At 36.7% G+C, this 13057-nt stretch carries 9 protein-coding genes; all 9 read right to left on the bottom strand.

Annotated elements, in window-relative coordinates:
* Window positions 1-125: 125 nt before the first annotated feature.
* The 9 genes from M0Q24_RS04285 to M0Q24_RS04245 all read right to left on the bottom strand — a co-directional run bounded on the left by M0Q24_RS04285 (window position 126) and on the right by M0Q24_RS04245 (window position 13003).
* On the bottom strand, window positions 126-1229 hold the full coding sequence (locus M0Q24_RS04285; RefSeq protein WP_295047750.1) for a pyridoxal phosphate-dependent aminotransferase family protein: 1104 nt from the start codon (window positions 1227-1229) through the stop codon (window positions 126-128).
* Complete coding sequence (locus M0Q24_RS04280) at window positions 1226-2884, bottom strand: diguanylate cyclase (protein ID WP_295047827.1); 1659 nt, start codon at window positions 2882-2884, stop codon at window positions 1226-1228. Before M0Q24_RS04280 ends, M0Q24_RS04285 begins: the two co-directional genes overlap by 4 nt.
* Window positions 2885-3342: 458 nt before the next feature.
* Window positions 3343-3906, bottom strand: a complete 564-nt coding sequence (gene maf / locus M0Q24_RS04275) for a septum formation inhibitor Maf (protein WP_295047826.1) — start codon at window positions 3904-3906, stop codon at window positions 3343-3345.
* On the bottom strand, window positions 3903-6452 hold the full coding sequence (gene alaS / locus M0Q24_RS04270) for an alanine--tRNA ligase (protein WP_295047748.1): 2550 nt from the start codon (window positions 6450-6452) through the stop codon (window positions 3903-3905). Before alaS ends, maf begins: the two co-directional genes overlap by 4 nt.
* A gap of 58 nt (window positions 6453-6510) precedes the next feature.
* Window positions 6511-7926 (bottom strand): aldehyde dehydrogenase family protein, encoded by a 1416-nt coding sequence (locus M0Q24_RS04265; protein ID WP_295047746.1) that lies wholly within the window; start codon window positions 7924-7926, stop codon window positions 6511-6513.
* Window positions 7927-7969: 43 nt separating this feature from the next.
* Window positions 7970-8299 carry a YraN family protein gene (locus M0Q24_RS04260; RefSeq protein WP_295047744.1) on the bottom strand — a complete coding sequence of 110 codons (330 nt, stop codon included), beginning with the start codon at window positions 8297-8299 and terminating at the stop codon, window positions 7970-7972.
* Window positions 8296-10365 (bottom strand): molybdopterin-dependent oxidoreductase, encoded by a 2070-nt coding sequence (locus M0Q24_RS04255; protein ID WP_295047742.1) that lies wholly within the window; start codon window positions 10363-10365, stop codon window positions 8296-8298. The genes M0Q24_RS04260 and M0Q24_RS04255 overlap by 4 nt, the downstream gene beginning before the upstream one ends.
* A gap of 13 nt (window positions 10366-10378) precedes the next feature.
* Window positions 10379-11638: a homoserine dehydrogenase gene (locus tag M0Q24_RS04250; RefSeq protein ID WP_295047740.1), complete on the bottom strand. Its 1260-nt coding sequence runs from the start codon at window positions 11636-11638 to the stop codon at window positions 10379-10381.
* A gap of 144 nt (window positions 11639-11782) precedes the next feature.
* Window positions 11783-13003 (bottom strand): LL-diaminopimelate aminotransferase, encoded by a 1221-nt coding sequence (locus tag M0Q24_RS04245; protein WP_295047738.1) that lies wholly within the window; start codon window positions 13001-13003, stop codon window positions 11783-11785.
* Between the last annotated feature and the right edge of the window lie 54 nt (window positions 13004-13057).

Genomic DNA, 13057 nt, shown 5'->3' with positions numbered 1-13057 from the left:
TCCCATGCTCTGCGTGGGAGTGTATATAAATTCTCCCTCGCTCCTATGCTCTGCGTGGGAGTGTATATAAATTCTAACTCAAATATATATGAGTTCCCACGCTGAGCCTGGAAACTAGCTGAAGTCTAGATCTCTCTCTTAGTGTTTAAAAGCATGCAAAGCTCTCTAAGCTCACTCTCACTAGTGCCAAGTCTTGCTATTAGTCTTATAATGGCACTTTTGACTGTAGGTTGTCTTATAGCACCTACTGCATAGCCAGACTCTTTTAGTTCCTCTTTTATCTTCATAACCTTTGCATTATCGCCTATATTTATAGGGACTATTAAACTTTGTGTTTTAATTCCTAGTTCTTGTTCTACTATCTCTTTATAAGACTCTATTTTTTCTTTTAAACTCTCTTTATTATCTCGGATATACCTTAGAGCGTTATGAGCTAAGAGTGTGTCATATAAAGAGAGTGATGTAGCGTAAATAATGGGCTTTGCACGATTTATAAGATACTCTACTATATGCTCAGAACCTAAAATATAAGCCCCAAAGCTTCCATATGCTTTACCTAGAGTTCCCATCTTTATATGGTTTGGTCTGATTTTTATGTTGTAGAGATCATAAACACCCATAAGATTCTCTCCAACCACTCCGCTACTGTGAGCTTCATCTACTATTAAAATTGCATCATATTTATCGCAAAGTTCAAAAACACTCTCTTTAACTAAGTCACCATCCATAGAGTAGATGCCCTCAACTGCTACGATCTTTCGCTTAGCTTGTGAGCCTAAAAGCATATTTTCTAGATCTTCTATGTCATTGTGTTTGAAAAACTTTACTTTTTTATTGTCTATTTGAGAAGCTAAGATCCCAGAAGCGTGGTAGAGTTCATCCATAAAAAGCTCATCGCCTTTTCTCACAAGTGCATCTATAAGTGCTATATTTGCATTAAAACCACTACCCAAGATCACTGCATCTTCAAAGCCATTGAACTCTTTTAGCGTCTCTTCAAAATCTCTGTGGATCTTATGATATCCATTTACTAAAAGTGAAGCTTTTGAGCTATTTTGTGAAAGTCGCGAGATCTCTTTGCAAGTTTTTTCATGCAAGGTTTTGTTGTGTGAGAGTCCTAAGTAGTCATTAGATGCAAAGTCTACTAATGAGTCATCTACTAACTCTCTTTGTCTATATCTTGCTCTCTTCTTTATAGCTTTTAGCTCTTTGTTGTAGTATAAACTCATCCAACTATAACCATGTTTCTGCCATTTCGCTTTGCACTATAAAGAGCATCGTCAACTCTCTTATAAATAGACTCAAAATCATCATCTTTTTCAAATTCAACCACACCAAAACTCATCGTAATAGAGATGATCTTTTTATGCGACTCTATTTTCGTTCTTAGTTTTTCTGCTATCTCTTTTGCATGATCTTTTTGAGTATAAGGAAGTATAACCATAAACTCCTCACCACCGACTCTACACAACAAATCAGCCTCACGCAGGTGAGAATCAACAAGCCTTGAGTACTCTTTTAAGACTTCATCACCAATAGCGTGACCATAATTATCATTTACGGCTTTAAAGTGATCAATATCAAACATCACTAAAGAAAATGGATAGTTATATCTACTAGCACGACTTATCTCTTCTTTTAGTTTTCTCTCAAAATATCTTCGGTTTCCTATATTGGTTAACTCATCTGTAGTACTTAAAAGTTCTAGCTCTTTTTTATAAATCTCTTGTTCAGTTATATCACTTAAAACTACTGCATAGTGGTTATTTGCACCTGAGAGTTTAGATGCACCAATACTAAAACAATATACTTTTCCAAAAATATCAAGTTTGACTTTATGAAGCTCTTTTGAGTTTTCAATCATATATAAAACCCAGCCAACTCCATTCATATCCACTTGCAGATAAGCTTCTTCTTTAACAAAAAACTCACTTATACTTTTATGATTTTGCTTGAACTCTTGGAGTGTTTTATATCTGCTAAAGTATTTAAAAAACATCTCATTTGCATAAATAATTGATCTAGTGTCACTCACTACTACTATGTTAGTTGATGAGTTTATGATATTGTAAAAATACTCTTTTTGTCTTCTATTTGCAAAAAAGAGCATTGTGCTTACAAGTATAGTTATGCTCATCACAAAAACTATGCCAAATGTAAGCCATTTAAACATAAAATATTCCAAATCTAAGCTTGAGATACTATCGATTTTTTTAAACATTACATAGTGACCAAATAAATTTCCATCAGCACCTTTTAATTCATAAGAACTTACTACCATATCATCAACTATTTTATGTTCTTTAGTAAAATAACTCTCAACTGAATCTCTTTGCATAATCTCCATAAGTTCTTTTGGTGCATCAAAGTTTGCAATATAATACTCACCTATAAAAAGCTTAGTAAAAGGCTCTTCTAGTTGTTTTGTATACTCTTTATTCAAAACTACAACCGAGTCTATATCTGACTTTTTAAGCTCTTTTGAGATGGAGTTAAAATGTGAGATGACTTCAACAATACCTATAAACTCATCTTTTATAAAGAGTGGAACCATCGCTTTTAAAGAGAGATTAAATTTTGCCGCACTTATAGAGTAGATAACTTTTTTATCTCTAGCAACTCTTCGTAAGTCAGCTCTCATATTTGAGAGGTTATCGCCATGTTTATGCGACCAACTTCTGTAAAGTGTGTTAATGTCTTCATCAAAAAGTTGTATCCATATATTTTTATAAAGTGTCTCTTGTGTGAGATTTTGTATGAGGTTTTTGTAGTAATCTTGTTCAATTTCTCTATTTTTTACTTTTAAAGATAGGTTTTTATCATTAGCAAGACTTAAAGCCATGGCAACAGTAGCTTTTTGTTTGAGTAGTATCAAGCTTGCCACTTGCTCACGCATATACAAAGCTTCTGCTCGGTGCTTAGACATTGTCAAAGAATTTTTTTTAGAATTCAAAAAATCCATGTACAACCATGACATACACAGGGTAATTAACACTAAAACCGATACAAATATATAGATTCTGTATTGTTTTAAAATAATTTGTCCTTTTCCTTTTCCTATTTTATCACTATATCTTATTAAACCTTCTAAAAATAGAGATTTTAATCACTTTTTTAATTAATTTAATGCTTTGAAGAGTTATAAAATGGATCCTGAATCAAGTTCAGGATGACGGTTCGTTTGTTCAGGATGACAGTTTGCTTGTTCAAAATAACAGTTTGCTTGCTCAAGATGACAGTTTTGTTTGTTCGGAATGATGGTTTGTTTGTTCGGGGTGATGGTTTGTTTGGGATGACGTGTGCTCCGTCATTCCGTGCTTGACACGGAATCTAGTTTATAAATCAAAGAGGGTTCAATTTTTCATAAAACGCTTTTAACACCTCTATATTTAAACCCATAGCAGTACTCTCAAAGCCTCTTACTTCTTCTATATAGTTTTTACAAAATCCCTCAACCATACAAGCTCCGGCTTTACCAACCCACTCACCACTTTTTAAGTAGTCTTCTAGATCTTGCCTGTCAAACTCTCTAAAACTATAGGTTGTTTGTGAAATATCTATGATTTTTTTGGCTTTGCTTTGGTAGATCATGCAGGTTATTATTGAGGTAAGACTTCCACTTTGAGAGAGTAGTATATCTCTAGCTTCTACTTCATCTTTAGCTTTTCTTAAAATCTTGCCTTGTGCTGTAACTACAGTATCAGCTACTAAAAGAGCAAGATCTTCACATCCAAAAGCTCTTAAATTTGTCTCATACTTTCCTAAAGTAGCAAGATAGACAAACTCTTTTGGAGTTTTTGCAATGATCTCATCTTCATTAAAGTCGTAAGATTCTTGAACAAACTCTATGCCAGCCTCGCGAAGTAGCATGGCACGAGTAGAGGAGTTAGATGCTAAGCGGATCAGCTTAGTATCTCTTTTATGTACTTTAGTGCTTCTTCTTTAGCTTCGGGAAGTTTTGTCTTGTCTTTTCCGCCAGCTTGTGCGAAGTCTGGTCTTCCACCGCCACCGCCACCTAAAATAGGAGCTATTTTCTTGATCCACTCACCAGCTTTTGCATCGGCATTTTTTACACCTGCAGCGATAAGAACTTTGTCATCTTTTACTTGAAAAAGCATCGCACATAGTTTCTCATTTTGGTTTTTCAGCTCATCAATTTTTTCTTTAATATCACCAGATACTAACTCTTCAACAACTACACTTACACCATTTACACTATCTACTTTTATTTCAACACTAGTGCTCTCTTGTGCAAGTTTTAGTTCTGCTTTTAACTCATTTATGTTTGACTTTAGTCTTGAGATCCCAGCTAATGCGTCAAGGTTTTTAACCTCAGCTTCTACCTGCTTTAACAGATCTCTTTGCCCACAAAAATACTTATATGCAGACTCGCCACAAAGAGCTTCTATTCGTCTAACCCCAGCACTCACACCACTCTCTTTTGTGATGATGAATGAGCCAATATTTGCAGTGTTACTAACATGAACTCCACCACAAAACTCAATGGAAGCGTCAGCAAAACTTACAACTCTAACCTCATCTCCATACTTCTCACCAAACTGTGCTTTTGCACCGCTTTTCTTAGCATCTTCTATACTTAAAAGCTCAGTTTTAGTCTCAATACTTCTTAAGATCTCGTTATTTACACGAAGTTCAATCTCTCTAATTTCCTCAGAGCTCAGTGCTTTTGGATGAGAGAAGTCGAACCTAAGTCTTTTAGCCTCAACAAGAGATCCAGCTTGTGAAATATGATCTCCCAAGACATCATAGAGTACAGCGTGAAGTAGATGAGTAGCCGAGTGGTGCTTAATGATCTCATTTCTTGAACTGTCAACCTTAGCCTCAACACTTTGTCCTACTTCTATCTTAGAACTAACTTTGATCTCTGAAAGGTTAAGCCCAAAAAAACCTCTTGTATCTTGCACATTAGCAACTCCTACAAGTTCTCCAAGATCTCCACATTGTCCACCACTTTCTGCATAAAATGGAGTTAGATCTAACATAGCCCAACCACTCTCATCTTTGCCTAAAGAGTTAACTCTTTTAAAATTCTCATCGAGTAGAGCTAAAACTTTTGAGCTATGATTCATTTGCTCATACCCCACAAACTCATTTTCTCCAAACTCTTCTAAAAGCTCTTTAAAATCTCCCTGAGTTGCACTATCTCCACTACCTTTCCAAGCAGCTTTTGCACGAGTTCTCTGTTCAAGCATAAGCTCTTCAAATCTTGCAAAGTCAAGTTTTATATCTTTACCCTTTAACATGTCTTCTGTAAGATCTAGTGGAAATCCAAAAGTATCGTAGAGTTTAAAAGCCACATCTCCACTAAAAGTATCTTTAGTATTTGAAAGTTCTTCTTCAAAAAGAGCGATACCAGACTCTATAGTCTTAAAAAATCTCTCTTCTTCAAGCTCTATCTGCTCTTTTACAGCTGTAGATCTTTGGCTTAAGTACTCATACTCTGTGCCCATAATTTCTACAACAACATCAACAAGTTTATACATAAAAGCTTCTCTAAACCCAAGCAAATAACCATGTCTTACAGCTCTTCGCAAGATGCGACGAAGCACATATCCACGCCCTTCATTTGAGAAGTTTATGCCCTGAGCTAGTAAAAACAGAGCTGTTCTAATGTGGTCAGCTATAACTCTGTATGAAGCTCCATTTTTGTAAACATACTCTTTACCTATAAGCTTCTCAACCTCTTTAATAATTGGCATAAAAAGAGATGATTCATAATTACTTTGAACGCCTTCACAAACAGCAGTAACTCTTTCAAGTCCCATGCCTGTGTCGATGGAAGGCTTTGGAAGTTCTGTCATTTTGCCATCAGCACTCTTTTCATACTGCATAAAAACAAGGTTCCAGATCTCTAAAAATCTATCGCCATCACCGCCTAAGTAGTCCTCTTTAGAGTTAAAGTTCTCAGCACCTTGATCGTAAAAGATCTCACTACAAGGTCCGCAAGGTCCAGTATCTCCCATTTGCCAAAAGTTATCATCATCGCCTAAACGAAGTATTCTATCTTTTGCAACATACTTTTGCCAAAGAAGTTCTGCTTCATCATCGCTATCGTGAACTGTAACCCAGAGCTTTTCTATAGGAAGATTTAAAACCTCAGTAATAAACTCCCATGAGTAAGCAATTGCTTCTTCTTTAAAATAATCTCCAAAGCTAAAGTTTCCTAGCATTTCAAAAAATGTATGGTGTCTTGCCGTGTGTCCAACATTTTCTAAGTCGTTGTGCTTTCCACCAGCTCTTAAACATGTTTGACATGAAGTAGCACGAGGGTTTTGTGGTCTTGGGATCTCACCTGTGAAGATTGATTTAAATGGAACCATACCAGCGTTGTTAAAAAGAAGCGTAGCATCTTCTGGGACTAAAGGTGCGGATGCAACTCTCTCATGGTTTTTTGATTCAAAAAATCTTAGGTACTCTTCTCTAATGTCCATATATATTCTCTTTTATAAAAATTGTGCGATTATATCCAAAAAGATAGGTAAAATCTCTTTAACATATCATTACGCTCTTGATCTCACTCATCTCTTCGATGGCAAACCGAGGACCTTCTCGTCCAACTCCGCTAAGTTTAACTCCGCCATAAGGCTGTATGTCAAACCTTAAAGTTGGAATATCGTTTATTACAACTCCACCAGCATCAAGCTCATCTATAGCTCTTTTTGTGATTTTTAAAGAGTTTGTAAAGACTGAAAACTGCAAGCCAAAAGGCGAAGAGTTCATTCGTGGAAGTGCATCATCAAAGCTCTCAACCTTAACAAGTGAGACTATGGGAGCAAAAACTTCCTCACAAACTATAGCCATATCATCTCTTACATCTGCCATTACACAAGGAGAAAAAACCCTTCCCTCACACTTTATTTCAAGCAAAGATCTAGCTCCCTCTTTTATGGCACTTTGTACCCAATCATATGCTCTTTTAGCCGACTCATCATCTATGAGTGGTCCTAAAAAAGTATCTTCATTATATGGAGATCCAACTTTTAACTTAGCTGTCTCCTCTGCCATCTTAGAAGCAAACTTATCATAGACTTTAGCATCTACATAAATGCGTTGAAGTGATATGCAAACCTGCCCTGAATTTACAAAAGCACCATAAGCACAACGAGTGGCTGCAAGATCTAGATCTGCACTCTCATCTATATAAGTAGCTGCATTTCCACCAAGCTCTAGTGAGATCTTTTTGATCCCAGCAGATCTTGTAATGATCTCGCCAACAGGAACTGATCCAGTAAAGCTAATTACACGAGGAATGTCACTACCTACAAGTGCAGATCCAACCTCAGCATCGCCATAAACTACACTTAGTGCATCTTTGATGGCAAACTCACTCTCTATAAAGAGCTTTGCAAACTTGTAAGCAGTAAGAGGAGCTTCTGGAGTTGGCTTTAATACAACTGCATTTCCTGCTACAAGAGCGGGAGCTAGTTTATGTGCAGCTAGATTTAGTGGAAAGTTAAAAGGAGTGATGGCAACGACCACACCAGCAGGCTCACGCGTAAAATAAGCGATGGTTTTTCTACCACTACTCATAGCATCTGTGTTAATAGTCTCTCCATGCATAGTTCGCATAGTCTCAGCACTTAACCTTAGAGTCTCAACACATCTATCTACTTCTATGCGGGAGAAGTAGATCGGCTTTGCCACTTCATCGGTTATGGTTTGTGCCATATCCTCTTTTGAATCTTCTAGTCTTTTTGCAACATCTAAGATCCAGTCACATCTCTGTGCAATAGTTGTTTTTTTTGCTACTTTTGCAGCCTCTTTTGCAATATTTAAAGCTTTTTTTGCATCACTCTCATTACAAATACTAGACTCAGAAACCACATCCCCACTATATGGACTTCTTCTTTGTTTATACTCTCTACTTCGGCTCTCTTGTGAGCCAAAAAATATATTTGCCCTCATTAAAATCCCTCTAGAAGTTTTATGAAAAATTATAACATATAAACTATAGAGTTAGATTTTCTACCATCTCAACATTTTGTGGAGTAACAATCACAGCATCATAAACAAAGTCAACATCAAGGTTGTTCTTTTTCAAAAATGTGTTACCAGTTCTTATGAGTTTTCTTAGTTTGCTTGGAGTTATATTTTGTATTGCCAACTCATAATCAAGTCCACTTTTGACCTCTATAAAGTGTAAAACACTATCTTTTGAAGCTATAACATCTATCTCGCCAAATCTTGAGTAGAAGTTTCTCTCTACTATCATAAAGCCATTCTCATCAAGAAACGAACAAGCTCTATCTTCTGCTAAATTACCTTTTGCTCTACTCAAGCGTTTACAACCTCAACCTTGACACTCTTAAATGCAGCGGTAAGTATTAGCTCGTCACACTCATCTCCAAAGAGAGCGTTGATCTTAGATCCAGCATGATGAAAGGTTGTAAAAAGAGTTTTTGGTTGTACTTTGTCTGTAAATTTTACAAGAAGTGGCGAGGTCTCTCCATACTTAGATCTCAAAATAACTCTTTCGCTCTTAAAATCATCCGCATCTCCATCATTTACTAGCAAAATATCTTCACTATATCTCTTATTTAGAGACTCACTTCTTTTTGTTTGTGAAGCGTTGTTGTAGTGAGCTAGTGCTCTTCCAGTTGTAAGATGGTAACCTTTTAGGCTTTTATTAATTATCTCTTCTACCATTCCACGAAGCTTGTACTGATGGTAACAAAACTTGCCTAAACCGTTGTCAGTTCTAAAGTCTAGTTGATGAAGTATAGGTGTGTCTTCAGTATGAACTGGCCATTGAAGTCCTCTTTTTCTATGTCTCTCTAAGCGAGTATAGTCAGCTCCGCTAAATCTTCTATATGCAACCTCACGAACCTCATCCCAAACTTCTTTAGAATCTTTAAAGTTGGAATTTCCACCCATTTTATTATCTATCATCTGCAGAATTTCCCAGTCATCTGGCAAGTCGCTCTTTACAAGAGGTTGAGAGAGATGCAGTCTTCTCATCGCATTTATATAGACACCAGTTTTCTCATAAGCCGACTTTACGCCTATAACTATGTCAGCCTTTTGTGCAATATCAGTCATAAAAAGCTCTTGAACTGCTATGAGTTCTAAATTCTCTAGTGCCATGTCTATTTTATTAATATTTGGATGTATATGAGTTATATCTTCGCCCATATTTAGTAGTGCTTTTATCTCGCCACCTAGCATCGCATCTACAAGCTGTGGAGTCATAAGTCCAACTTCTTTTGCATCTTGATAGTCTGGCTCATAGTATGGAAGCATCCCCATATCACAAGCTCCTTGAACATTGTTTTGTCCACGAAGTGGCATAAGTCCAACTCCACTTCCTCCAATATTGCCCGTCATTAAAGCTAAGTGAGTTATTGCCATAACAGCGTAAGATCCATCTATATGCTCAGTGATCCCAAGTCCCCAAAAGATCATAGATCTCTTCAGGGCATACTCACGAGCTACTTTTGGCACTAGTTTAGCCAAACTCTCATAGCCCTCAATTTCATTAAAATAGTTAGGATTTGCAAAAGGATCATTTAAAATCATCTCTTTAAACTCATCAAAGCCCTCAGTTCTGTCGGCTATAAACTCCTCAGAATAAAGCTCTTCGTCTATAATTACATAAGCAATCATGTTTAATATTAACAAGTTCGCTTCATGAGGCATAATGGCTTTATACTTTGCAAATCTATGAAGCTTGATCTCTCTAACATCAAAAACTGCCAAGTTATCACTCTCTCTTGCTACATCCAAGATGCGATTTGAGATGATAGGATGAGCTTCTGTTGTGTTTGAGCCGATAACTATCATAAACTCAGTGTTATATATATCGTTGTAAGGATTTGTTGCCGCACCCTCTCCGATGGTAGTTTTCATTCCCTTTAGAGATGGAGAGTGACAGACTCTAGCACAATTATCAACATGAGGAGATTTTAAAGTTTGGCGGGTAAATTTTTGAAAGATATATGAGCTCTCACAAGAGGTTCTAGCTCCGCCGATGGAACAAACACTCTTTCGTCCATATGTTTGTTGAACTTCTTTTAACTTCATAGCTATAGCAGTAGTTGCACTCTCTAGATCTGTCTCAAACCAAAGTTCATCAAGAGAAGTTAGAGATGAAAAAATAGCGTCTTTGATGTTTGGATTTTTCTCTAAGAAAGATTTTCTTATGCGTGGAACTCTTAATCTATCCTCAGCATCCACAAAGTCAAAACCGTATTTTCCCTTGATGCAAAGTTTTCCCTGTGAGACAACTCCATCAGGATGAGCGAAGATATTTTTTATCTTGTTCTCTTTTACATCTACATTGGCTGCGATATCACAGCCAACACCACAATAAGTGCAAACGCTATCTATTGTCTCTATATTTTCCATCAATTTTCCAGTTTTAAACTATCCTAATCATTACAGGTTTTGCATTTACAAAGTCTAGCTCTTTGATCTCTTTTATCATGTTTTGTATATCTCTCTCTAGGGCTATATGAGTAGATATTAACAAATTTGCCGAGTTTGTTGATGCTGGGCGTTGAAGCATAGTCTCTATTGAGATATTGTGTTGTTCAAATATTTTTGCTAGTTTTGCAAGTACACCAGTACGATCTGAGACATTTATACGAAGATAATATTTTGAGTTTATATCATCAGTCGCTTTTAGTGTAAGTTTACCCTCTAATGGCTTGTCAAACCCTAGCATTGGTGCAGATTTTCCGCTTCTTGCAATGTCTATAATATTTGCAATAACTGCACTAGCAGTCGCATCTCCACCAGCTCCAGGACCATAATATAGTGTTTCACCTACTTTATCGCCAACTACTGAAATAGCGTTCATCACACCATCTATCTTTGCTATCATCTCATCTTGTTTTATTAAACAAGCATGAACTCTAAGCTCTACTTCATTTGCATCTTTTTTCGCAATTCCAAGTAGTTTTATAACATATCCAAACTCTTTAGCAAAAGCGATATCCTCTTGAGAGATATTTTCTATCCCCTCTATTAAGATATCTTCAGGTTTAGCATCAATTCCATAAGCTATAGAAGCGAGTATTAGAAGTTTATGAGCAGCATCATATCCGCCTACATCAAAGGTAGGATCAGCCTCAGCGTAACCTAGATCTTGTGCCTCTTTGAGGATTGCATCGTATGAAACTCCCTCATCTCGCATCTCTGTAAGCATATAGTTTGAAGTTCCATTCATTATGCCCATAATAGACTCTATATGGTTTGCAGATAAGCCATCGCGAAGAGCGTTAATGATGGGGATCCCACCAGCTACAGAAGCTTCATACTCAAAAGCAATATCTTTAGCCATATCTTGAAGTTCATAACGATGGTAAGCCAAAAGAGCTTTGTTAGCAGTTACAACTGCTTTACCACTCTTTAGTGCCTTTTTTACTACTTCAAAAGCCTCATCAACTCCGCCCATAAGCTCAACTACAATATCGATCTCATCATCATCTAAGACATCATTAACATTGTCGCTTAACTTTATATCTAAGCCTCTGTCTTTACTTAGATCTTTTACAATCCCACACTTAACAACTATATCAACACCTGCTCTTGCAGAAATAACATCAGCATTATCTTTTAAGATCTGAGCTACGCTTGTTCCAACTGTCCCAACGCCTATTATTCCTACTTTTATCAAATTTATATCCTTTAATTTATTTCATAAATTTAAGGGAACCTTTTCCCTCATTTAACACGCAAATACCCCAAGGGTACTCCGTCGTGCGCGCTGAGTTTTCTTCGGCAGAAAGCCCATCACACTAGTGTGATTTATTTCATGTGTTTACTTTTTTTCGTCTTCAAACTGTTTTAAAAACTCTTTTATGTTTCTTGCAGCTTGACGGATTCTGTTGTCATTTTCAATAAGGGCTATACGAACATAGTTCTCACCATAAGCACCAAAACCGATCCCTGGAGCTACTGCAACCGCTGCTTCTTTAAGAAGTCTTTTTGAAAATTCTAAACTTCCCAAATGGCGAGCACACACAGGAATCTCCGCCCAAACAAACATACTTGCTCTATTTTTGCGGATCTTCCAACCAGCTCTCTCAAATGCACGAAGTAAAATATCTTGACGGTGATTATATTTGTCTGTTATATCTTGAACACATTGCTGATCGCCATTAAGAGCTACTGTAGCTGCAACTTGAATCGGCGTAAACATTCCATAATCAAGCCATGATTTAATCTTTTGAAGTGCACCTATGAGTTTTTTGTTTCCTACAAAGAAGCCAACTCTCCAGCCAGCCATATTGTAAGATTTTGAGAGTGTAAAACTCTCAACTGCCACATCTTTTGCGCCTGGCACACTCATGATAGATGGAGTTGTATATCCGCAGAAAGTTATGTCTCCATAAGCAATATCTGAGATAATATAAAATCTTTTCTCTTTTGCCATCTTTACAAGACGCACATAAAACTCTTGTGTAACTGTTGCTGTAGTTGGATTGTGGGGAAAGTTAACTAAAACATACTTTGGTTTTGGAGAACTCTCTTTAAAAACGCGATCTAGATCATGAAAAAACTTATCTTCATCTAGCTTATAATCTTCATCAAACTCTATACCAAACTTAACTACATTTCCACCTGCTAAGATAAAAGAGTACTCATGTATTGGGTATGTTGGATCTGGGATTACTGCTACATCACCAGGATTTGTTATTGCGTAAGTAAGGTGTGCATAACCCTCTTTTGATCCCATAGTAGCTACACACTCAGTCATCGGATCTAGATCACAATCATATCTTGTTTTATACCAATCAGATATTGCCAAAAGTAGTTTTGGGATACCTTTTGAAGTTGAGTAACCGTGAGTTCTAGTTTTATTGGCTGACTCTATTAGTTTTGCTCTTATATGTTCTGGAGTGTCACCATCAGGGTTTCCCATAGAGAAGTCTATAACATCAGAACCAGCTCTTCTTTGCGCCATCTTTAGCTCATTAACCTCAGCAAATACATACTTCGGTAGTCTCTTCATTCTGTCAAATTCTATTTCATCAAACATCAATTATTCCTGAGTAAATTATTGTCGTAATTCTAGCAAAATTATTTGCACTTT

It is taken from the genome of Sulfurimonas sp. (genome assembly GCF_023228785.1).
In the GTDB taxonomy this organism is placed as follows: Bacteria; Campylobacterota; Campylobacteria; order Campylobacterales; family Sulfurimonadaceae; genus Sulfurimonas.
Note: the sequence above shows the minus strand (reverse complement) of the source record. Positions and strands in the feature narration are given on the sequence as shown.

Excerpts from the sequence above, each read along its gene's own strand:
- alaS (WP_295047748.1), bottom strand. The coding sequence starts at position 6,452 with ATGGACATTAGAGAAGAGTACCTAAGATTTTTTGAATCAAAAAACCAT.
- M0Q24_RS04265 (WP_295047746.1), bottom strand. The coding sequence starts at position 7,926 with ATGAGGGCAAATATATTTTTTGGCTCACAAGAGAGCCGAAGTAGAGAG.
- M0Q24_RS04285 (WP_295047750.1), bottom strand. The coding sequence starts at position 1,229 with ATGAGTTTATACTACAACAAAGAGCTAAAAGCTATAAAGAAGAGAGCA.
- M0Q24_RS04245 (WP_295047738.1), bottom strand. The coding sequence starts at position 13,003 with ATGTTTGATGAAATAGAATTTGACAGAATGAAGAGACTACCGAAGTAT.
- M0Q24_RS04255 (WP_295047742.1), bottom strand. The coding sequence starts at position 10,365 with ATGGAAAATATAGAGACAATAGATAGCGTTTGCACTTATTGTGGTGTT.